Below are 24,587 nucleotides of genomic sequence, written 5' to 3'. Positions count from 1 at the left end.
ATAATATTTTTTTCAGCTTTTACCGAACTCGAAATTGAGTTGGTATGCAAGTGCTTCTATGGCTTTACTTGACTATTACTTGGAGGCTACTCTGGATTGCAATTTACCGAACAAGGTCCGAACCAGGTCCGTACGAGAGTCGGCTTGGGTACGACATTATTAAGAGCGGGACCACCAGTCTAATTAACACTCGAAAAAGATTTGAATTTTGAAATGGAGATGCGCAAGTTACGGGGATCTCCTGACATGAACTCTTATGGTAAGATACGATTATTCTTAATATAAAAGCGACTGATTATTTAAAATAATCAGTCGCTTTTTTGTTTACACTATGGCAAAACAACGTAAAAGTAAATTAATTCCAACCACCTCCCAGTGCACGGTAAATATTTACAACAGCATTTAGCTGCTGTTTTTTGGTTTCAATCAATTCTAACCTGGATTGAAGCGCATCACGTTGTGTCATCAACACTTCAAAATAGTCGGCCCTTGCCGATTTAAACAGATCGTTAGAAATTTCGATAGATTGGGTAAGCGCCTGAACCTGTTTAGCTTTTAGCTCATAGCTTTTCTGCAAATTACTGATCCCGGATAACTGGTTAGCGACCTCCAGATAACCAGTTAAAATGCTGCGTTCATAATTATAAACAGCCTGCAGCTGCCTGGCATTGGCGTTTAGATACTCAGCCTTGATTCCATTCCTGTTGATGAGTGGTCCTACCAGATCGCCTGCCAGTGAATATGCTAAGGATTCTGGTATTCTAATCAGGTAAGCAGGATTAAAAGCCTGAAAACCGAGATTAGCTGAGATACCTAGTGAAGGATAGAATTGTGCTTTGGCAATTTTAACATCAAGCTTAGCAGCCGTCAATTCAAACTCGGCCTTTTTAATATCCGGGCGGTTAGACAACAACTGAGCCGGAATTCCAGCCTGAACTACAGGAGGAACCAAGTCTGCAAATTTACCTTTATCCCTTGCAATCTCCTGTGGATAGCGCCCAAGTAATAAATTGATTCGATTCTCTGTTTCAGTTACCTTTTGCTGAATCTCAAATTCTAGACTTTTGGAGTTCAAAACTTCAGCTTCAAATTTCCGTACAGCCAATTCAGTCACCCGAGTAGCTTGCTTTTGCACCTTCATCAATTCCAAGGCATTGTTTTGCAAATCGATATTTTTTCTTACAATTTCCAACTCATTGTCCTGAGCCAACAACTCATAATAAGAATTAGCAATTTCGGCAATCAGGTTGCTGATCACAAAATGCTTACCTTCTACAGTAGACAAATAACGGTTTACAGCCGCCTGTTTACCATTACGTAGTTTGTGCCAGATGTCAGCTTCCCAACTGGCTTGTAAGCCAAAATTGTAGTCAGCCAGTGGATCTGGCACTTCCCTGCCTGGTGTAATATCTGTTGAAGCATCGCCGGCACCAGAACTTGTATAACGGCCAACTTTTTCAATTCCTGCACCAAGCTTATAGTTTACACCAGGTAAGAGCTCCCCCTTTTTTATCCTGATTTCATTTCTGGCAATTTCAATTTCCTGAAGAGTAATATTCAATTCTTGATTGTTCTTTAGGGCAGTATCAATCAAATTCACTAAATATTGATCCTTAAAAAATTCGGACCATTTAACATGGGAACTGTTTAATGTATCTACAGATCCGGCAAAATTTAAAGGAACCTGTTTATTTTCCGAACGCTGAGCTACCTCTGGCAATTTACAGGCCGTGTAAGCAGCGCAGATCAAGACAAAGCCAATACTTTTATATATACTATTTTTTAACATTGTGTTCAATTTCTTCAGTTAACGGACGTTCTTCTTCAATTTTTATGAGCTTATGTTTTTCTGCTATTTTGCCAAAAACAAAATATAAACCAGGTATAATTACCACTCCGAAAATGGTTCCAAATAGCATCCCCCCTGCTGCTGCTGAGCCAATTGTTCTATTGCCAATTTTCCCTGGTCCCGTAGCGATCATCAATGGAATTAGGCCGGCAATAAATGCAAATGAGGTCATCAGAATCGGACGAAAACGGACTTTGGCGCCTTCAAGGGCAGCCTCTAATACCGATACACCCTGACTATGGCGCTGTGCTGCAAATTCGACAATAAGCACCGCATTTTTTCCAAGCAGTCCAATCAGCATAACCATCGCAACCTGGGCATAAATGTTATTCTCCAAGCCAAGAACTTGAAGGAAGAGGAATGCACCGAAAAGTCCAGCTGGCAAAGATAGAATTACCGAAAGTGGCAGTATAAAACTCTCATACTGTGCAGCAAGCACAAGGTAAACGAAACCCAAACAGATGATAAAAATATAAATGGCTTCATTACCTCTCGATACTTCATCCTTAGAAATCCCAGCCCAATCAATACCAAATCCTCTAGGTAATTTTTCTTTTGCAACTTCAGTGATCGCCTTAATTGCCTCACCAGAACTATACCCTGGTGCTGCCTGTCCACTAATTTCGGCAGCATTGTACATATTGTGTCGAGTAATTTCCGACAAACCATAAACCTTTTCCATTCGCATAAAAGCAGAAAATGGAACCATTTCATCACGACTATTTTTAACAGACAGCTTCAAAATATCTTTAGGCAAGGCACGATACTGCGGCAATGCCTGCACCATTACTTTGTACTGCCTGTCATATTTGATAAAACTGGTTTCGTAATTACTACCAACAAAGGTTGAGAGTGTGCTCATCGCATTATCTATCGTTACCCCTTTTTGCTGGGCAATATCATTGTCTATACGCAACATATATTGCGGAAAACTAGCACTGTAAAAGGTAAATACCGAGGCCAGTTCAGGCCGTTTATTCAATTCTTTTACGAAATCCCTACTTACTGTTTCCATCTTTTTATAGTCGCCACTACCCGCTTTATCCAAAAGGCACAGCTCAAAACCTCCTGCAGCTCCATATCCGGGCACCGCTGGCGGAGTAAAAAATTCAATAGTGGCGCCTGGAATTGATTTGGCCTCTTTCTCCAATTCCTCTATCACATCCTGAGCAGAGTTTTTACGCTCAGACCATTCTTTAAGGTTGATCAAACAGGTTCCTGAATTTGCACCTGTACCTTCTGTAAGAATTTCATATCCGGCCAAAGAAGAGACCGATTTTATACCTTCAATATGTTTCGAAACTTCTTGCAGCTTTTCTGCAATCTCATTTGACCGCTCCAACGTAGAACCCGGAGGAGTCTGAATAATAGCGTAAACCATCCCCTGGTCTTCATTTGGAATAAAACCAGTTGGCGCGCTTCCGCTTAAAATCCAGATACCAAAACAGAAGGCTATCAAAACGCCAAATGTAAGTATACGGCGACTAACAACCTTACTCAGCAGGTTACTGTATTGTCCAGTCAGCCTACCAAACCAACGGTTAAAACCACCCAGAAATTTATCTACCCCCGTTTCCTTTTTCTTTTTACCGTGATTGTTTTTTAACATGATAGCACACAATGCCGGTGTAAGTGTAAGCGCCACTACACCAGAAAGGATAATTGCCGTAGCCATGGTTATAGAAAACTGTCTGTAAAAAATACCCACAGGTCCAGACATGAAAGTAACTGGAATAAAAACGGAGGCCATTAAAAAGGTAATCGCAATAATGGCACCGCTAATCTCTTTCATGGCTTGTTGCGTAGCCTTTAATGGCGACAACTTCGGCTTACTATCCATTTTCGCGTGTACGGCCTCAATCACTACAATCGCGTCATCTACCACAACTCCAATGGCCAAAACCAAGGCAAATAAGGTAATCAGGTTAAGTGTTATGCCAAAAAACTGCATAAATACAAATGTTCCTATAAGAGATACCGGAACTGCAATAGCCGGAATTACAGTCGAGCGCCAATCGCCAAGGAACAGAAATACCACCAATCCTACCAGAATAAAGGCTTCTATTAATGTATGTATTACCTTTTCAATCGAAGCATCAAGAAACTTAGACACATCATAACTGATTTCATAATCCAGTCCTTTTGGAAAAGAACTTTCTTTAATTTCAGCCATTTTTGCTTTAACATCTTTAATAACCTGACTTGCATTACTACCGTACGATTGTTTTAATACAATTGCAGCAGAAGATTTTCCATTTAAATTTGAGTACAGGTCATACATCGAACTGCCAAATTCAATATCCGCAACATCTTTCAACCGCAGCAATTCACCTTTGGGATTTGCCCGTAGTACGATATTTTCATATCCATCTTTGGTACTAAACCTCCCCGGATATTTTAACACATATTCAAATGATTGTGAACGTTTACCAGAACTTTCACCGGTTTTTCCCGGCGACGCTTCCAAGCTCTGCTCATCAAGGGACTTCATCACTTCATCAGCAGAAATGTTATAAGCTTGCATACGATCTGGCTTTAACCAAATACGCATGGCATATTCACGGTTACCTAAAATATCAGCAAAACCAACCCCATCTACCCTTTTCAATTCCGAAAGTAAATTGATGTCGGCAAAGTTGTACAGGAAGTTTTCATTCATCTTAGGATCCTTGCTATACAAATTAATGTACATCAACATATTCGATTCTTCACGACTGATCTTAACGCCCTCTCGAACCACCAGAGGTGGCAGCTTATTCGTTACGGCAGCTACCCGGTTTTGTACGTTGAGTGAAGCCTGATTCGGATCCGTTCCAAGGTTAAATACCACTTGAATGGTTGCCTCGCCATCATTACCGGCATCAGAAGCGATGTATTTCATTCCCGGTACGCCATTAAGTGCGCGCTCAAGCGGAATTACAACCGACTTAATCAGCAACTCATTGTTTGCGCCCGGATATTCTGCGGTAATGTTTACTTTAGGCGGAGAAATTGAAGGAAACTGGGTTACAGGAAGGTAAGTGATGGCCAATCCACCCAGAAACAAAATTATAAGCGATATCACTATAGAAAGGACGGGCCTTTGTATAAATTTGCCAAACATAAAAAATATATAGGAGGTTGGTTATTCTGTTTTCAATCTTAATTGTTTGATTACATCCTGCGGCTGCTGGAACTTATAGGTAATCTTGTCATCGTCCTTTACTTTCTGTACACCCTCAAGCAAAATTTTATCGCCAGTAGCGATACCATCGGAAAGTACATACAAATCTGACAGCGCAGTTGCTATGGTTACAGGACGAGCATGAACAACACTGTTTTTATCTACTACAAAGACGTAACTTTTATCCTGAATGTCATAAGTTGCTTTTTGCGGAATGATCAAAGCATTTTTTAAGGGTACAACCATCTGGATTTTACCAGTCTGCCCATTTCTAAGCAAGTTATCTCCATTGTCAAACCTAGCTCTAAAAGCAATATTTCCGGTCTCGTTATTAAATTCACTTTCAATAACTTCCACCTTACCTTTTGCTTTAAGCAATTCGTTATTTGCCAGCAATAAACCGGCCTGTTGCTGCTTACTGGCTTTTACCGATGTTTGATAATCCAGATACTCAGGCTCAGAAACATTAAAGTAAGCAAAAACCTGGGCGTTATCCGACAAGCTACTAAGCAATGCACCTTCATCCACCAGACTGCCGACTTTTAGTGGAATACGATCAATCACACCACTAAAGGGAGCCCTGATTTCAGTAAATGAAAGATGAAGTTTAGCTAAAGCAGTCTCTGCGTTGGCCTGTTGCAACTTTGCCTTAGCCATTGCGAGTTCATTTTTAGAAACTACATTTTTATCCGTTAGTAATTTTGTATTCTGAAGCTCTATTTCTGCTGCTTTCGTTTCTGCTTGAGCTTTTAATAATTCAGCCTCAAACATCTTTGGCATAATCCTGAATAAAAGTTGACCCGCCTGCACATGCTGGCCTTCATCAACATAAATATTCTGCAAATAACCTTTCTCCTGAGCCCTGAGCTCAATATTTCTAACCGATTTGATCTGTGAAACGTACTCTTTAGTCACAGAGGTATCCATTCTGATTGGACTGGTAACAGCATAAGTGACCTCTTCCTGTTTCTCTTCTTTTTTTTGTGTACAAGCTGCTGCGCAAAACAAAACGCACCAGCTAAAGCATACAACATTCCTGTTCATGTTTTCGATGTATTTAACTAGATTCTATCCTTTAATGAACTTATATCGTCCATTAATTCAATTTTGAACGCGAAATAAGGAGAGAATTATGAAGTTATGATGAAGATTTGGGTGTACTCCAAATACCCAGTAAACGACGAATAACTACGATTTCAGCAATATGGTAGGCAGCATGATCTGCAATTTGAAGCGACTCCCTGAGGAGACTTTGTCCATCACCCTGAGGAATAGGTGCATATAGATCTTTGGTCTGAATCAGTTCAATGAATGCCTTTAAATCATCATCAACCTGTTTCAAGGTTTTATCCCACATATTTTTATCTTCCGGAGCAGTTTCTTCTGGCCAATATTGATCAGGCCATTTGGGTGATTTATGACTTGCGTCTATGCTAAACTCCAGCATATCCCATTGGGCTATTCGGATGTGTTCAACAAGCTGCCAGATACTATATGGCAAGCCATGTGGTCTTTCACCAAGCAGGTCAAAAGGAATATCTGCCGTGGCTTCTTTTAATCCCACATGAGCAGTCCCTCCGGTTAATAGTTTTTCAAGTTCTACGATTAAGGTTTTCATTTTATCCCTCCATTTTGTTTAATGGTAAGTACAACAAGAGAAGGACATAATAGTTATTAAAAATTGTAATCATAAGATCTAGTTAAAATCCAGCTGCCGCTGGGCGCTTATCTTTTACATTGATAATCGTTCTACTAATCACAGGCTGCAATGCAATCAGTACCATAGTAACCAGACAAAGCAACGCAATCAACTCATAGTAGTTGACACAAAATTGCAGGAAAGCCTGTTTTTGTACCGATTTACTCAAAAGACCAGTCGCTACTTTTGCAGCTTCATCCTTCAACATGCCCCTACCGGCTAATGCTGACTGGTACATCCTCAAACGTTCTGGTAGTTCAATGTCCAGTAAAGACAAGCTTCTGCCCATAATATTGGTATGCACACCTCTAAAATACAGCTGAAAGAAATTGACCAGGGCAATACTCAGACAGAAGGCCGAAAAGCGGACAAAAACGCCAACAGAAGCTGCAGATTGTCCCATAGATAAGGGAACCGAGGAAACAATAAACATAACAATTGGAGACATCACCATTCCTGCACCTAATCCTTGCAGAAATAGCGGAGCGATAAATGTTTCCGCATCTGCTTCTGAGGTAAAAAGAAAACACATCATCAGGAAAAACACCATCAATAAAGCAAATCCGGAAATCCACAATACCCGCAGTAACTTTTGCTTTATCAAAAAGCGAATCGCGACAAAAGAACCTACTATAATGCCTACAATATTATAAATCATCAGCTCATTGGCATGCAATGTATCCATCCCCAACACCGTAATAAAATAAGTAGTGGTTAAACCAAATGCACCACGAATCAAGTATAGGATCACTAAAAAAAAAATGCCAATACTGAAATTACGGTATTTAAAAACCTCAAGATTTACCGTTGGGCGCTTCATAGAACGTTGCCTTAGTATGGAAGCAATAAATAAAAGCAGGATACCTAAAATGCTGTAAACAATGATAGGCTCCTCCAGCCAATCCATTTGCTGACCATACACCAACACATAAGCAATCAGCAATAACATGAGCACAAAAAGAAAGAAGCTAGCCCAGTCCAGTTGATACAGCGGTTTATTCTTAAGGACCCTAACCCTATTTAAAATCAGAAATAACAGAGCCGCACTTGGCAAGAAACAAAAAATAATAGCCTTATACAGTGTATTATATTCAAAATTCTCTACCAATGGGGCTGCAAAAAGTGCAGTTACAGGCGATACACATAAAATCATTCCATAAAATATGGTGTAGCCTATCTCTCGGGAATCTTCAGATTTCAGTCTCCCGAACAGTAGATTCAGACAAATACTACTGATCCCACAATTAACGAGTCCCTGCAGAAACCTAAAGGTAAACACTAACCAAATTTCTCGTGTATGGTAGCAAGCATAGGCAATCAATATTTCCAGTAAAATACAAATCAGCAAGTAATCCTTGGTCACAATCCGCTCAAAGAAACGCCTTTCTACCCCCGCAAAACTAGCAATTGCCGCATAAAATATCAGTAAGGAAAACTGAACATCAGCAGGTGCCATGCCATAATAGCCAGCCGCAGCACTGCCATCGGCGGTAGACAAAGCAAACAGCAACACCGAAGCCAGTAAGAGGAACAGGATACTCAGCCGAATCAGCCATTCAGGAACCCATGTTTTAAATATGGGCGTTGAATTATTCATGTGCCTTATTCTTTTTAATCCGTACAGTAGCACTCATTCCAGCTCTAAGGTTTTCTAGCTCTTCTGCAGGCCCCTCTAAATGAATCCGAACAGGAATTCGCTGGGCAATCTTCACGAAGTTACCTGTTGCATTATCAGGAGGTAAAAGAGAAAACCTTGACCCTGTAGCTCCAGAGAAGGATTCAACCTTTCCCGAAAACGCTTTCTCCGGAAAAGCATCTACCTCCACCTCAACAGATTCCCCAACCTGCATTTTTCCTATCTGCGTTTCTTTGAAATTAGCAGTCACCCATTTTCCCGCATCACGATCTACAATATAGGCGATCGTTTGTCCATTTTGAACCAATTGTCCCGGCTGGATTGTCCTTCTCCCCATCTTTCCATTATATGGGGCAACAATCACCGTATAAGAAGTGTTCAAATTGTTTCTTTTCAAAACAGCCTCCCTCCTCTGAATCTCAGATTTCAAAACTCCAGACTGCGCTTTAACATCATTCGTTTTAGACAGTGCAGCAGCATGATCTTCCTGGGCGGCTTTATATTCTGCCTGCGCCACTTCCAGCATACTTTGCATGGTTTCCAATTGCTGGCGTGTGGCCGACTCTGCATCAAACAATTTTTTATAACGATCATAATCCGCCTGCTGTTTCCATAATTTTGCTTTAGCAGCTGCAATCTTCGCTTTACTGGCCTCGGCAGCAGTCTCCGATGTTTGGATTGTACTTTCCATTACTGCTATCTGTGCTTTTGCATTACTGAGTGAAGCCGATGCTTCATCCTGCTGAGTAAGGTAATCACTGTCGTCTATCACGACTAACGTGTCTCCCTTCTTTACCTCCTGATTTTCTACATAACGGACCGACTTTATGTAGCCGTTCACCCTGGCTGTTACCGGGTTAATATACTCGTCGATCTGCGCATCATTGGTATCTTCATATCTTAAATAACTGAACACCGTCCTGATGCCCCATACCAATAATATCACGAATACAACCGCAGCTATGATGGTCGTGACGCGTGTAATGATCTGATCCGTTTTACTTTGTTTTTGAGTGCTCATTTTATAGATTTCCGACTGCTTTTTGTAATTGATAATATTGGATTCTGGCATTAACTTTCGCCGTCGTCAGTTCAAACTTTGACTGTAACAACTGTGTTTCTACATCTAGCAGATCTGTTAATAGGGCCAGCTGATTGAAATAAGTATTTTGTACAATCCTGTAGCTTTCTGCAGCTTGTTGAATATTTTCGGTAGCTACATCGATACGTTTCAAAGATTCCGTATAGCGGATGTAAGCTTCCTGAACCTCCTGACGGATATTCTCTTTCACATCCTCATCTTCCACTTCTTGACGGTGCAGCTGAATTTCAGCAACCTTCACTTTATTTTTATTTTGGTAAAATGAAGAGATCGGAATCTTTAACTTTAATCCAACCATCCCATTGCTATATAGAGAAAGTGCATATGGATAAAACTGGATCTGCGGATAGGTATAAGCGTACTCACCGAACAATCCCAGAGAAGGCAAAATATTCGACTTCACCTGCTTCAGTTTCAACTCGCCTAACTCCTGTTCTTTCTTAGAAATCTCTAGCTTAAAGGACTTCGATGCGGCCTCATTCATATAATCTGCTATCCCCTTCAAAAATATAGGGTCTGCTGCAGATTCAGGGACAATTGGATTCAGCATGGCATTATCTAGCCTACCGATTAAAAGGTTTAGCTTTTGAGCAGCGATCTTGATGCTATTTTCAATCTCCGTAAGCAGCATCCTTTGTTTAGACAACCTAAGTTCTGCCCTAAGGACATCACTTTTTAAGACCGTCCCATTTTTATAAAGAGCATTGATCTCGCTCAATTGTTTTTCGCGGTCTTTAATGTCCTGCTCCAGTAATTCTTTGTAAGATTTATTTCGGTATACGTCATAAAAATATACGGCAGCTGTAAAGTGGATTTCTTGTCTGCTCAATTGCTTTTTCGCCAAGGCAATCTCCCGCTCCGTTTTCGATGCAGCAATCTCTCTGTTGGTTTTTCCACCGTTATATAGATTCATGTAGGCATCTGCCGATACTTTGTAGTATTTAGGCTCTACCGGAAACTGGCTAGGCGTATGAAAAAGGCCATTCTCATATATGGGCATAGGAAATATATGTGCCAATACACCATCCATAGCCACATCAGGCAAGCGCTCTGAGCGTGCAACTTTAATATTCCCTTCAGCAGCCTGTACCCCCAGCTGCGTCATTTGAATCTTTCTACTATTACTATCTGTTAATTGCCATACCTGGGTAATGGTTAATGGACTTTCAGGGGTAATTCCTGTTTGTGCATGAGCTAAAAGAGAAGGTAAAAGAAAGAACATACCTATCCAAAATGCTCTTTTATGCGAGCTAAAATTCATTTTCATAATTATTACTGCAAATTTCGGATAAGAATTACTTCTTTATTTTATCTAAACTGACATATATTTGTTCAAAACGGCCATATGAAAAAAGCTACTGATGAAACTATTTTGTTTGAACTTGACGAGAAACCGGAAACAACTTTTGTATGGCACAGTAAGTTTGAAGACAAGTTTAGGCACCATAAGCATACAAAGGGCCAGCTCACCTATGTAGAAGGCGGTGTTATCTTTCTATATACCAACGACAAGTCTTATTTCTTACCTGCACGCCATTATCTATGGATTCCTGCCGGTATTGAACACCACCTGGAACATCGTTATAAATCTACTGTTATCCGTAATATTTACTTTAATACCACCGATATAGAAAACCACCCATTTTTTGACCATATCGGCATTTATCCCGTCAACAATCTATTACTGGAAATGATTAAATTTTCGGAGAACTGGAATGGGAATATCAGCCCCGGAACCCATGAGTATGGTTTCTTAAATGCCATAAAAAACATTTTGCCGGTCATCAGTAAACACCCTTTACCTATTGTGGTTCCTACCACAGACAATGCGCGACTGAGACCGGCGTTAATATATATCCATACACATCTGGCGGATGAGCTCACACTTTCCATAATCGCTTCCGCCACTGGCTTTAGTGAACGTACCTTATCGAGAACCTTTCAGGCTTCGCTCAAAATTTCCTTTTTCCAATACCTAAAGCTGGTAAGAATCACCAAAGCAATGGAGAAATTGCTGGAAACTGACCTGACCATTAGTGAAATTGCTTATGAAGTTGGCTATGACAGCATCTCCTCCTTCAGTAATACCTTTTACAAGATGACTGGGCAAAGACCTTCCACCTTTAAAGAGCTAAAGATTGCGACACTGGAACCGATGATTCCTGGTACCAATTAAAGATGCTATGCTTCATTTTGCACCTATATTGATTAATCCCTGGTAAATATCTTGTAATACCTGGCTTCTGGTCAATTTAGCGTCAGCCTTCATTTCAATACCGGATATCGCCTGCCAGAGTTTACTCGTATGAACATCCATGGCTTCTGACAACCGGGCTTCCCAATCAGGCAAGTAACCGCGTAACCCCATATATTGCACCATTTTAAAATCCTGATCATCAGGCGCCACATCTTTATAATAAATTAATGTTGCTTTTTGATCGATCAATTTATCCTGCAATATACTTAGATCCAAGTTCTTCAATTTAAGCTTCGAATCAATCGCCAGTGAAGCGGCAATACCTGCAGCCTGACCAATTGCCATCCAGCAAGGTTCCATTCTCAGCGTTGAGAAACCAATATGACTTCCCGAAACCGGAACGGGAAACAACAGGTTATCAAGTTCTTTAGGTAGCATTACTCCGAAAGGAACCGTGTAAACATCTGAAAGATAACTGATAAAACCATCCAGATGTATTTTTCCCGACTCACGTTTACGAACCGCATGAGAGTCAAGCGCGTAATGGCTTGCCGTTATACTGCTGGAATGTAAAGGAGGTCTTGCCCCTGGAGTTACAGCAATAGCATCTTGAGCAGTGAAAAAATAGGCCCCTTCCATGCGTCGCCCTTCCCGTACATAAACCTGCCTTGGGAAATTTTCATTGTCCATATATTCATCTTTAGCCAGACCCCATTTGCCTGAAGACTTTTTAAAGCTGACAGGAAGTTCCGGATCATTTTGAGCAAAATAGATCAAACCAAGCGTATAGCTTTTAAGCCGTTCCGCAAACTGATCGCGCCAGTCCCAGCCTGATGTAGGCCATGGCCAATTTTCTTCTGGAAGATCAGTCGATATTAAGGCTAAATGCTGGTTATTAGCATCTGTTTTCCGGTTTGGTAAAAATACCCTGTTGGTTATTTTGGCAATGCCCCATTTGTCGCCTGGTATTCCTGTGCTATCACCCCTTGCAATATTTTTACGATTGGCAGCCATCATTTCCGCCGATACATTTAACATTTCAACACCCGTATGATGCCCATCCCATACATCATTAACAAGTGATTTAAATTCATCTCTATCATATTTCTGCGGCTTTTTAACAGTTAACCTGTTACTTGCATTATCCGTAAGGCACAATCGATAATTATAAGCCTGAACAGCATTATCAGCCTGATAAGTAGTGCCCTCACCTACCGGTCCATCCCAATATTTGTAAGCCCTGCCAGCACCATCCTCAGCAAACTCATCTTTACCCTCACGACCGGTACGGAAAGGAACTTTAGCCGCGGCAGCCAAATCACCTTCATAAGTTCCGTCAATAAAAACATCCCCTTGATATTCTTCGGTTTGTTTGGTTAAACGGTTGAGAACCTTAATTTTAGTTATCTTGTTATTTTGTGTACTTACATTTTTCTCCTCAGCATCAAACTGGCGCATTTTATAAACTTTTATTTTGTCGCTATGTTCCGCAAGCATTTGTTCGAATATCATTTCAGCAACGGAAGGCTCAAAGTGATAACCATCACTGCACATTTTCACCTGTTCAGAGTTCTCCCCATATTTTTTAATATAGTATTTTTTAATACGCCCGGTAAAATCCGTAAACAAGCCCGTTGTGGCACCCCTTGTAGCAATATCTGTAGCACCTAGCCCGTTAGCCGGCAAGCCGCCTATATGGCCGGTACGCTCCAGAATAACTGAAGTTTTGCCCAGCTTAGCGGCAGAAATGGCACACATAATACCCCCGGGATTACCCCCGACAATAACAAGATTATACTGAGAAAACGCTGCTGATGCAGGAAAAAGGAATGCGATAAAAAGGCACTTAAATATCTTCATATTTCTTTACTTATTAAATTTAAAACGATTGTAAAAACCCATTGGCATTTAACCAATTTGTAGCATGATCAAACCATTGATCTTTCGTTGCTTTGTTATAAAGGCCAAAACCGTGTCCGCCAGTTGCGTACAACACCATTTCGGCCTTTACTTTGGCTTCTGTTAAAGCACTATAAAACAAAAGGCTATTTTGAACGGGTACAGTCTTATCATCCTGCGACTGTACAATGAAGGTAATCGGCGTATTGCTGCCAACTTGTTTTTCATTCGAATACAGATCGACTAATTTCTGATCAGGATCCGCTCCAAGCAGATTGTGCTTGGAGCCCTGATGTCCTACTGCTCCAAAACTGATCACAGGATAGATCAGCATCATAAAATCGGGTCGGAGATTGACATTTAGTCTATTTTCAATAACAGAATGATCAAAATGAGTTCCCGCAGTTGAGGCCAGATGTCCACCTGCCGAAAACCCGACAATCCCAATCTTAGCCGGATTGATACCCCATTCTGCTGATCGCAATCGAACCAGTTGTATAGCCCGTTGAGCATCCTGTAACGGTCCAATAGTTTTATCGGCCATTACCTCATCACTTGGCAGGCGATACTTCAGCACAAATGCGGCAACACCTATTTCATTAAATTTCCGTGCGATATCATAACCTTCATTGTCGATCATTAAACGAGCATAACCACCTCCCGGACAAATGATAACCGCGGCGCCAGTAGCGTTGGCCTTTTCAGGAAAAAAGGGTGTTAGGGTTGGAATACTTACAAAGCCTACCTTATTGTTTTCATTGATCTCAACGTAGGCAGATGGTGTTTTTTTTGAATTTGGTACGCCATCAGGATATAGTAAAACAGGCTTTTGCGCAAATCCACATTCAAAGCAGGTGATGAATAGTAAAATATTTATAATACAAATCTTCATGTCTATGAATTAATTAAAAATTATTGTTTAAACACCGCAGATACAGACCTACCTTTCAAGCCCTTAACATTTACAGAAAACTGAAGTACGGGCTTTAACTGCTTTATGGTTATTTCGGGAGCAGAAGTCGCAAGGCCCGAAACCGGTCTGTTGATCTGTATATGAATAAGCCCTTCGTTAAGCATAGTAGGATCTGATAACGAAATATTTATACCCTCTTGATTTTCCATAACCATTACCGCTGCTTTTTTATCGCAGGTTAAATAGATTTTATGGTCCACCACGACGGAGCTTAAAGTATCTTTCCAAAAGTTAGCCGCAGTTAGTCCCAGCTTAATGTCCTTTACAGCTTGAACCCTTGCCGTATTTTCTAATATCTGTATGGATGGAGATTTGGCGTACTGTTTTACTTTCTCAGCGCTATAGCCAGGCAACAACAGGTAAGCATATTTGAGATCAGCACCATTATCATCAATAGGATGATTACCGTGTCCCTTCCATAAAGTTAGGTAATGCCGTGTTTTTAGAGTGCTGTCAGTCCCGGTTCGGAGTTCACTCCACTTGCCGCTTTGAGGCATGCGTTTCATGCTTAGTTTTATCCCCTCCGGAAAGTAATAACCAATATCTGACCCCTTTACACTCCCTGATAGATGTGCCCAGTTTACGTTAGAGCGGTCGCTAACATCGAAGTCACCTGGTATAATTTTGCCATCCACGGTAAATATATTACTGTTTTCCAAACTGAGCTTACGCTGTTCAATTGTAGTAAATACATTTTTGTTATCCTGATTGGTAATACCCGCACCCAAACAAACAATACCATCAGCTAACATAAACCACGATTTTTTTGCCGAAAGTGTGGTTCCGAAGGGAGATAAGTCCATTCCACTTACTCCATATTTATCTAATATAGCGGTACCGCCCACCCAACTTTTAGTACTGATTTTATTAGTCAAAGCCGATAAGTCCTCCTCGGTAGTGGTTCCAGGCAAATGCTGATAATTTACAGTGCTCCAAAAATTATCTTCAAACTGCTTTTGATCCGCGTTGTATAGATAGGTCATACCATCCGAAAGGTGCCAGCCCTTTAAGTTTTCCTGATTAATGGATTCAAAATTGTAAATGCGGGAGGAATGCATACTTAACATAAAGGCATAATGGTCTGCTTGTTGGACTGCCCTATCCATGTTAGCCAGTTGCCGATAAGTAATATAGGTTGTTCGAGGTACGATAGTTTTATCACTCATAATCTCGCTTGCCATCTGCGTAAGCATAATGGACGAAAAACCATTCTTATTCCCATCTTCCTGTATATAGCTTTTCACGATAGACCTTAATCGCTGACCCTCTTTTTCAGGCGCCTGATGAGCAAGGAGTATTAAAGCTTCAGTTAATGCTCTGCCTTTGCTGTGTTCGCTGATATTATTACGGGCAATTTCGCGCCCCATAACTGAGCTCATTATTCCGCCACGATATACTATCGGTTGAAAAGAATCATAAACCCAACTATAGATGTTAGTCGCATTAGGTATCATATGCGGTATTTCAGGAAACAGATATATCAATTCTGCGACTGAAGATAAAAGGTTAACCCCATAACCACCCGAATAAGGGTGCTTATTATGTTGAAGGAATGATCCGTCAGTATAAAAACCATCACCCTGTGTAACATAATTAAATACCGGGCTTAAAGCATTAACAGCATAAGATACTTTTGACGGATTCTGAGCTATAATCGAGGAGATTGCGATTACCCGGCTGATCCAGACCAAATTTGCACCTGTATACCCGTCGACAGCCGGGGCGGCATGTTGTATTGCACGTACGTATGCTGCCCGCCACTCGGGGCTGATCTGATCATAAAGTAATACGATAATGTTGTTTAGCTTTTCCGAACTACCAATACGGTAGTCCCACCAATTATTATTTCCTCCAGTTTTGGGGATAAGTGTTCTTTCGTTATATTTCTTGGTATAGAGCCATTCCAATGCAGATAAGATGTCACTTCTCAATTGCTCATTATGATAACCATCAGTTCCAGCTGAGCAATAAGCAATTGCCATACTATATAGCCTGGTATAGCTTGTAGTAATATCCGCGGATTTATTATACTTCAGATCCAGCCATAAAGTTTTTCGGTTAACCGTATCATTAACAAAGCCATTTTTCCAGAAAGAAAGTGAATTCCTATTGATAATTGAAAGTTTATTTTTGATCAGCGGATCGTTTGGATTATACTTTCCGCCGGTTAAAAAATCGCACCATTTTATCCGTAAAGAATCACAATTAAATTGCTTACTGGCGAAAGAATCCTGTGCGAATACCTTAAAAGGTAGACAACAGGAAACTAATAAATATAAAAACACACTGATTGTTCTCATTGCCATATGAATTTATAAGACCCCTTTTAAATTTTTATAATGCTGATATCGGTATAGTGCTTCCAAAAAATAGTAGTCAGCATAAATAAGCGGGGCATCTATCTCATCCTGATGCGGGCGATGCCCTGTACTATGTTTTAGCAAAAAATACTGATTCGTTCCAGGCTTGGCCAGATATTCATCTGTACATAAAGCACTCAGTATAGCCTGAGCTCTTTCATAATATTTTTTCTTTGCGCCGACATAAGTACTTAATTCAAGTAAGCCAGATGCCGCTACAGCTGCTGCCGAAGCATCTTTTGACACATTCGGAATTTCTGGATCATTAAAATCCCAAAAAGGAATTGGGTCATCAGAAAGATCGGTTTGTGACAAAAAATAATCCGCCGCGTTTTCAGCTTGCACTAAATATTTAGGGTCTTTCGTTTCCCTATATAAAAAAGTGTACGCATAAATTGCCCAGGCTTGTCCACGGGCCCAACATGAACTGTCTGCATAGCCCTGGAAAGTTTGCTTTTTAATCAGCTCACCATTTGCGGGATTAAAATCAAGTACGTGGTAAGTACTATGATCCGTTCTAAAACGATACTTTAAGTCAACATCAGCATGCGAGACTGCAATATGATAAAAAGACGAATCGCCACTTATTTTAGATGCCCATAACAACATTTCCAGGTTCATCAGATTGTCCACTATTACCGGATATTTGAAAGGCTTAAAATCCCATGACCTGATCGCAGCAACCTTTGGATTATACCTGGAAGACAATGATCTTGAAGCTTCTAACAAAACCTCCTTATAGCTATTCTTGTGTGTGATATGGTAAGCTTTATAAAAGGTATTGTATAGGACAAAACCAAGATCGTGAGTCGTTTTGTTATATTTTTCGTTTTCTAAGGTTTCCGTATACCTGATCGCTTCGTTTTTCCATTTGCCGTTTCGGGTTAGATAAAACATATACCATAAGTTACCGCCAAAAAAACCACTTGTCCAGTCTTTCGACTTGACTAACCTAATAGAGCCGTCTTTATTTACACTACGTGGATACAACGCATTGTTGGGATATAACTTCAAATAGCTTTTGTATTGTTGTTCGGCCACATCAAGCACTTTATTAATATTTGGTTTTGTAACCTGTGCTTTTACACCAACTGATACGCAGAATAGCAGCATACACAGGTATCCTACTGTCCATTTTAATTTCTTTAGATTCATTAATTCAATTCTATAAGTACTGCCCTGGCGGGATTAATTGTTAAGGTGATTTCTGAAGTACCTGTACCGGCAACGGTGGTAGTAGTCGTGCCATTCCAGGTTCCATTTGTAGCATTTACGGCTGCCCCATCCAGGGTAATACCAGTTGTCGCTGATAAAGGTGTTGCAGCGCTGGTAACCAGTTCATGCAATTTGGCGGATGTAATGGTTGACGCACTGGTTATTGTTAACAAGGCTGTATTAGCTGCATCCTTGTTAACGACTAACGCGCAGGTTTTACCGACCGAATTTTTAAAAGCATATGCGGTGATGTTTAATCCATTGTTGTTTAACAATTGATTTAAAGACTGCTTCATATCTGCCAACGTAAACATCATCAGGCCATAATAAAGAGGCTTTACACTAAATGTATTATTCGTATTGTAATAAATCGGGGAATAATAAGACCTACGTCCGCCATGAAAATCTACGCCCATTGCTCCCTTACGTGCCAGGTAAAACATCATATCTACGCCCCATAATGCGGAAGCAAATACATTACTCACTCCATCTTTGCCGCCATTGTTAACAGAATTACACTCCGCATAGCGGTAAGGCAAGCCACTACTTGCAGATGCCGCCGCGATTATTCCAGAACGGGAAACTAAAGTAGAGTCGTATTGCATCAATTGGGGTATCGTTCCTGCCGAACCCATTTTATAATAATGAGTAGTTAAAAAATTGATTCGGCTGGCCTCATCAGTAGCGAATGTTTGGATCCAGGCAGTTTTAGAGGACACCGTAGGTCCGGAAAAAGGAGCTGTTGGAACCGCTGCATGTAAAATATTATAGCTGGCCTCAAACTCCGGTTTGTAATGAACAATACCATAACCTGTTGCCCTATAACCATTCTGAGGGTACAAATCTGGCTCATTACCGATTTCGAAGCTTAAAACTTTTGTTCCAAACTGAGTCTGTACAAAATTAACCTCAGATGTATGTACCGTGTCATTGGCTAGATTTAATCCATAAATCAGCTTCCAATCCGATCCCAGCTGATCCATAAATAATTTGAGTTTAGTCACATCATCCCTGTAAACATTGGTAATTGAAGTAGATGTACCCCTTAGCGAATCTTGCCAGAAGATTTTATCAGATGAATTACCTCCCAGGCGCAACACTCCAGTTTTCAGGTTCTTAATTAACTGCAGGAACACGGCTTGGTTTTCATTAAAATAAGGCCAGGTTGGATTAATGAGATCAGATTTCTCATAACTCAGACCAACAAAATTAGTGGGTACATTTGCACCGATAGTTGAGGAGGCAATATCCAGAGAAACATTAACCATTGCCAGCGGCACAACCGATAAACTAGATTGTTTTAAAACCACTGCCTTCTCCTCCTCGCCTTGGGAAATTACCTCATTTTTTTTGCAAGAACAAATGATCAACAGCGCTGCCATCAGGGTACACTTTACCCCTAACACATATAAATTATGTTTCATTTTTGTCGTATTTATAATTTTATACAATTGGACCAAATCGTTAATTTTTAACGATTTCTACCAGTTAGGATTTTGTTTGATGGCTTTATTAAGTGATAATTCTAAACTTGGTATTGGTAAATACAAATGTCTTTCGGCGATGTTGTTACCCGCTAATGCCAGGAACCTCAAGTTTGCCGGATAGCTGGCGGTAATGTTCTTTGACAAATCTTTCATTGTACTGATAAATATGCCCCAACGTTTCAGGTCATGATCACGCAAAGCTTCAAAAGCAAGCTCCCGCGCCCGTTCATCCTGAATAACCTGTCTGAAAATAATTTTATCTGTAATAATGGTTGCACCTTTAAACTCAGAAGCATGCGCTCTTGCCCTTACCTCATTCAAAGCATCATGTGCTTTTTGTGTCGGGCCATTCAATTCATTTTCCGCCTCGGCCAGCATTAAAAGTACATCCGCATACCTCAAAACAGGAAAATTTGTAGACGAAACATTTTTACTTTTTGGTGTTACCACCTCATACTCGCGACGCCATTTACCAGGATAGCGGTTATACAACTGTGTTGCTGTAAAATTGGTAGGCTTAGTCGTGGTAAAATAATAAGGTGATATATTCCAGTCGCGCCTCACATCAGCCGCATCTGTATATAGATTATATAATTTGTTAGTCGCATACAATGCGCCATAACCGTAACCCGGTGTTTGCAGATCAGGCCCCGATGCCAATATTCCACCCCAAACTCCTACCCAGGAGGTTTCATTGTAACTCCCTATACCGTTACCATAAAACTCAATTTCCCACATACTTTCCTTAACGTCATAGAGATCTTTAGATTGGTTAATAAATATTTGTTTATAATCAGGATTTAAACTGTGTTCTTTTGACTGCTGGACTTTCTCAGCCCACTTCAATGCATCATTAAGCTTGCTGGGATCATTTACCTGGCTTCCTGCCATCGTTAGACAAACGCGGGCCATTATCCCCTCAATTGTTGTTTTAGATACCCTTCCGCTAAACTTCAATTCCGTCGAGGTACTAACCAATGGTTCGGCAGTCTCCATATCTTTCAGTATTTGATCAAAGACTTCCTTTTTAGGGTTGCTTTTGATATTTACATCACTGGCTGAAACTGTCGGGCTTAGCTTTAAGGGTACATCACCCCAATTGTCGGCTAGTAAAAAATAATAGTACGCTCTTAAAAACAGTGCCTCCCCCCTTATCCGCTTTCGTTTCGTGTCGTCCATTTTCGGCTTATCTATATTAGCCAATAGATCATTGGCACGGTCAATGCCCTGGTAACAGGATGTCCATAAATTCCCAACAATGCCATCTGAAGGTGTATAATTAAATACTTCTAAACCCGTAGTGGTTGCCGAAGCCGATCTTAATCCCTCGTCATTACCATACGCCAACGTAGTAAACAAATATCGCCCATACATCGCCTCTCTTCCCAGTGGATCATAAACCCCTGTTAGTGCATTTTCGACTTCCGTTTCTGTACTATAATAGTTAATCGGACTTAAAAAATCGGTTGGTGCCACATCCAGGAACTTCTTACAAGAAGCTAATGGAAAAATAGCTGTGATAATTAATATGTAAATAATTTTTTTCATGATTTACGTTATTAAAATGTTGTGTTTAAACCAAATGTTACTGTACTGGCTCGAGGATAAGCTGAATAGTCAAATCCAGGCGTTAATGCGGAGTTCCTGGCAGACACCTCTGGATCCGGACCTGAATAATTAGTCCATGTTATTATATTTTGTGCGGCGGTATATACCCTTAAAGTCTTTAATTTAATTTTTTTAACAAAAGGAGCAGGTAAGTTGTACCCTAGCGCAACGGTTTTCAGACGTAAAAACGAGCCATCTTCTATCACCCTGGATGAATAGGCATAAGGTCCCTGGCCACCAACCCTGAACATATTATTATTCTGATTATCTGGTGTCCACCTGTTTGTAAAACTGGCATATTGGTTTTGATCAAGCCGGGTACTGCCCTCAAAAACCAGGCGGTTGGCATTAAACAAATCATTACCCGAAGACCATTGAAAAAACACATTCAAATCAAAACCTTTGTATTTGAATGTATTAGACAGCCCTCCAGTATATAAGGGGTAAGGTTTACCAATTACGGTCCTATCGTCAGCGTTAACCACCCCGTCGCCATTTATATCTACGTACTTAATATCGCCCGGTTGAATGCTACCCCGTGTATTGCCATTGGTGGGCACATCAGCTTTTAAGGTATAAACTCCTGCTGTCGACTTATCAAAATCACTGTATTGATATACACCATCCCATTTATATCCGTAGAACTGAGCAATAGGCTCACCAATTTTACCCGTATAAAGCGGTGTATTTACATAATTAGCATCCCAGGCAAGATTGGTTAAAATGTTCTCCTGATTTTCTGTTAGCGCCAATATCTTGTTGCGGTTAAAGGCAATATTGAAATTTGTGGTCCAGGAGAAATTTGTATTGCTGATGTTAGTGGTATTGAGTGTAAATTCGAATCCATCATTTCTAACCTTTCCAATGTTCTTAAAAGCATTTGGTAAACCTGCGGTTGGCGGCAGATTGGCATTTAGCAATAAATCATAGGTAGTTTTTCGATAATAATCTGCCGTAAATGACACCCTGTCTTTCAGCAACGAAACATCCATACCCAAATCCAATTGTGAGGTGTTTTCCCATTTCAGGTTCTGATTTCCTAAAGCTGTTTTAATCGCTCCTTTGTTAATCCCGTTATTGAAAGGATAAACTGCAGAGTTTGGTAAAACTAAGGTTGCCAAATAAGCAAAATCACTTACCCGATTGTTTCCGGTTAATCCATAACTTGCCCGTAATTTAGCATCCGTAATTACAGGTACTTTTTTCATAAAATCTTCTCTTGTAAGTCGCCACGCGACAGAGCCGGAAGGAAAATAACTCCATTTATTACCAGGTGCAAATTTAGATGAACCATCAGATCTGAAGGATGCCGTAACCAAATATTTATCCTTAAAACTATAGTTAACTCTACTTAAAAAAGAAACCAACCTGTTTAATGAGGTAACTGAAGTAATTGTTGAGGAAGTTCCCTCATCCAATCCGCCTATCCCTAACGTCTCATTGGGAACCTGTAATGCAATTGCTCCAAAATTATTAAAGTTAGTTTGTTGCACAGTAAAGCCTCCCAATACATTCAGTTTATGGTATTTCCCGATTACACCATTATAAGTAAGGGTGTTTTCATTTAATAAATCATTGATTCTATTATTGGTAACAGAGCCATTAGGACCACCTTTACCCTGCGGGCTTAAGGGATTGCCTAGCGGTGTCTGCGAATTATTAAAGATATTTACCACCTGATCAGAACGATTAGCACCTCCGGTAACCCTCAGCTTTAAGCTTTTGGTAAAATTATATTCAGCATAAGCGTTAATGACTAAAGAATTAACAATCCGCTTATTGTAAGTATTTTGCGCAGTGATTACCGGGTTCGATCGCAGATCATTACTCACATCAATAGCCGGATCATAAAGCTCATCAATCAGATCATCACTGCTACCAGTTCCGTTTACGGGTCTATAAGCCCAAACACTATACATTAAGCTTAATGTACTTAAGCTACCATAACTGTTAGACACGACACTACCCGAACTACTGGTATTTGAATAATTTATGTTGGCACCTATTTTGAACCTATCATTAACCTTTTGATCCAAAATTAAACGTCCCTGATAACGGTTAAATCCGGTGTTGAGGATAATCCCATCCTGGTTTGTAATCGAACCGGAAAGAGAATATTTGGTGTTGGCATTCCCCCCGTTAACAGCCATATAATGATTTTGCATAGGTGCCGTTCTAAATAAACGGTCCTGCCAGTCTACCCCCTGTTCCGTCCGGTAACTATCCAAAGTAAGGCCATTGGTAAAATATCGTTTGTCTGCGTTTACCGCATTAAGATCCTGCTGTAACTTCACAAACTCATAAGGATCCATTAAGGCCACTTCATTCCTATTTTGCTGAAGCCCGAAATAACCGTTGTAGGTAACAACAGGTTCTCCAGTCTTCCCTCTTTTTGTAGTGACCATGATCACTCCATTTGCACCTCTCGCACCGTAGATAGCTGTCGCAGAAGCATCTTTTAAGATTTCTATAGACTCTATTTCAGCCGGATTAATGGCATTGTTATCCGCATTTTCTAGCGGGAAGCCATCTATAACATACAAAGGTGAGTTATTCTGGGTGATAGAATTGTTCCCTCGAATAGTAATCGTACTGGAAGATCCAGGCTGTCCATCGCCACTAGCTACAGCCACGCCGGCCACCCTGCCCGCCAATGCTTCTTCAAAAGAACGAACAGGTGCTTTCTGCATTTCATCCATTTTCACACTGCCCACCGAACCAGTCAGATCTTTTTTCAAAACGGTACCATAACCAACCACAACAACTTCATTTAATTTGCTGTTCTCTTCTGTCATTTGGATATTGATCACCCTCGTCTTAGCCACAACCCGCCGCTCCGTAAGATAACCGACTGATGAAAACACCAGCACTGCTTTTTCATCGGGTACATTTATCGTATAAAAACCATTCTCATTGGTAGAAACGGCCGTCGGACTATTTTCAACCTTAACGGTAACACCAGGCAAGGGCATTTTCTTTTCATCTATAATGCTTCCAGAGATACTTAGCCATTTCTTAACGGTGGAATTCGCCAGCGGTCTTGGCGTAATTACAATGGTATTTTTATTGATTACATAAGACAAGGGCTGATCAATAAAACATTGCTTTAATGCCTCATCTAAGGAAACGTTTTTAATATGAAGATTAATCCGCTGTGCTTCGTTCAAAAGTTCGACATCACAAATTATGCTATACCCGCTTTGCTTACGGATATCATTAAGTGTTTCACGAAGTGTTGCGTTATTCTTTTCTAAACTTATTTTTTGTGCTATAGAGGCGGCGCTGACGTGCAAAAATGCGATAAGACAAATAAAAAAGGACAGTTTCATAATTCGCCATAATTTAGGGTGGACACAAGAGGACATCCCGTATCTGAGTACAGTTAAAATTTTATACATT

At 40.4% G+C, this 24,587-nt stretch carries 15 protein-coding genes; 1 reads left to right on the top strand and 14 read right to left on the bottom strand.

Annotated elements, in window-relative coordinates:
- Positions 1–355 precede the first annotated feature (355 nt).
- The 7 genes from EZ444_RS22785 to EZ444_RS22755 form a co-directional block, all read right to left on the bottom strand.
- The gene (locus EZ444_RS22785) at positions 356–1,789 is read right to left on the bottom strand and encodes a TolC family protein (RefSeq protein WP_131611692.1); all 1,434 of its coding nucleotides are present in this window, start codon (positions 1,787–1,789) and stop codon (positions 356–358) included.
- On the bottom strand, positions 1,776–4,952 hold the full coding sequence (locus EZ444_RS22780) for an efflux RND transporter permease subunit (protein ID WP_131611690.1): 3,177 nt from the start codon (positions 4,950–4,952) through the stop codon (positions 1,776–1,778). Before EZ444_RS22780 ends, EZ444_RS22785 begins: the two co-directional genes overlap by 14 nt.
- Before the next feature lie 21 nt (positions 4,953–4,973).
- Entirely contained in the window at positions 4,974–6,056 is a 1,083-nt protein-coding gene (locus tag EZ444_RS22775) for an efflux RND transporter periplasmic adaptor subunit (RefSeq protein WP_131611688.1), read from the bottom strand.
- A gap of 94 nt (positions 6,057–6,150) precedes the next feature.
- Entirely contained in the window at positions 6,151–6,630 is a 480-nt protein-coding gene (locus EZ444_RS22770; RefSeq protein WP_131611686.1) for a DinB family protein, read from the bottom strand.
- A gap of 82 nt (positions 6,631–6,712) precedes the next feature.
- Positions 6,713–8,308 carry an MFS transporter gene (locus tag EZ444_RS22765; RefSeq protein ID WP_131611684.1) on the bottom strand — a complete coding sequence of 532 codons (1,596 nt, stop codon included), beginning with the start codon at positions 8,306–8,308 and terminating at the stop codon, positions 6,713–6,715.
- Complete coding sequence (locus EZ444_RS22760) at positions 8,301–9,368, bottom strand: HlyD family secretion protein (RefSeq protein ID WP_131611681.1); 1,068 nt, start codon at positions 9,366–9,368, stop codon at positions 8,301–8,303. Before EZ444_RS22760 ends, EZ444_RS22765 begins: the two co-directional genes overlap by 8 nt.
- A gap of 1 nt (position 9,369) precedes the next feature.
- Positions 9,370–10,716: a TolC family protein gene (locus tag EZ444_RS22755; RefSeq protein WP_225874822.1), complete on the bottom strand. Its 1,347-nt coding sequence runs from the start codon at positions 10,714–10,716 to the stop codon at positions 9,370–9,372.
- Positions 10,717–10,794: 78 nt separating this feature from the next.
- Here EZ444_RS22755 and EZ444_RS22750 point away from each other — a divergent pair, with 78 nt between their 5' ends.
- Entirely contained in the window at positions 10,795–11,625 is an 831-nt protein-coding gene (locus EZ444_RS22750; RefSeq protein WP_131611679.1) for a helix-turn-helix domain-containing protein, read from the top strand.
- A gap of 12 nt (positions 11,626–11,637) precedes the next feature.
- On the opposite strand, the gene EZ444_RS22745 is transcribed toward EZ444_RS22750, so the two are convergent.
- The 7 genes from EZ444_RS22745 to EZ444_RS22715 are packed head-to-tail and all read right to left on the bottom strand — an operon-like array spanning position 11,638 to position 24,517.
- The gene (locus EZ444_RS22745; protein ID WP_131611677.1) at positions 11,638–13,506 is read right to left on the bottom strand and encodes an FAD-dependent oxidoreductase; all 1,869 of its coding nucleotides are present in this window, start codon (positions 13,504–13,506) and stop codon (positions 11,638–11,640) included.
- Between the two features lie 19 nt (positions 13,507–13,525).
- A complete protein-coding gene (locus tag EZ444_RS22740) occupies positions 13,526–14,437 on the bottom strand; it encodes an alpha/beta hydrolase (RefSeq protein WP_131611675.1) in 912 nt (303 codons plus the stop codon).
- Between the two features lie 20 nt (positions 14,438–14,457).
- Positions 14,458–16,818, bottom strand: a complete 2,361-nt coding sequence (locus EZ444_RS22735; RefSeq protein ID WP_165503704.1) for a polysaccharide lyase 8 family protein — start codon at positions 16,816–16,818, stop codon at positions 14,458–14,460.
- A gap of 12 nt (positions 16,819–16,830) precedes the next feature.
- Positions 16,831–18,033, bottom strand: coding sequence for a glycoside hydrolase family 88 protein (locus EZ444_RS22730; RefSeq protein WP_131611670.1), 1,203 nt, complete (start codon positions 18,031–18,033; stop codon positions 16,831–16,833).
- A complete protein-coding gene (locus EZ444_RS22725; RefSeq protein WP_131611668.1) occupies positions 18,033–19,517 on the bottom strand; it encodes a hypothetical protein in 1,485 nt (494 codons plus the stop codon). The genes EZ444_RS22730 and EZ444_RS22725 overlap by 1 nt, the downstream gene beginning before the upstream one ends.
- Positions 19,518–19,574: 57 nt before the next feature.
- The gene (locus EZ444_RS22720) at positions 19,575–21,128 is read right to left on the bottom strand and encodes a RagB/SusD family nutrient uptake outer membrane protein (RefSeq protein WP_131611666.1); all 1,554 of its coding nucleotides are present in this window, start codon (positions 21,126–21,128) and stop codon (positions 19,575–19,577) included.
- A gap of 11 nt (positions 21,129–21,139) precedes the next feature.
- Positions 21,140–24,517: a TonB-dependent receptor gene (locus EZ444_RS22715; RefSeq protein WP_131611664.1), complete on the bottom strand. Its 3,378-nt coding sequence runs from the start codon at positions 24,515–24,517 to the stop codon at positions 21,140–21,142.
- Positions 24,518–24,587: the final 70 nt, after the last annotated feature.

Origin of the sequence: Pedobacter hiemivivus (assembly GCF_004331685.1) — a bacterium.
In the GTDB taxonomy this organism is placed as follows: domain Bacteria; phylum Bacteroidota; class Bacteroidia; order Sphingobacteriales; family Sphingobacteriaceae; genus Pedobacter; species Pedobacter hiemivivus.
The sequence above is the reverse complement of the archived record's forward strand: the minus strand, read 5'-3'. Positions and strand labels throughout refer to the sequence as shown.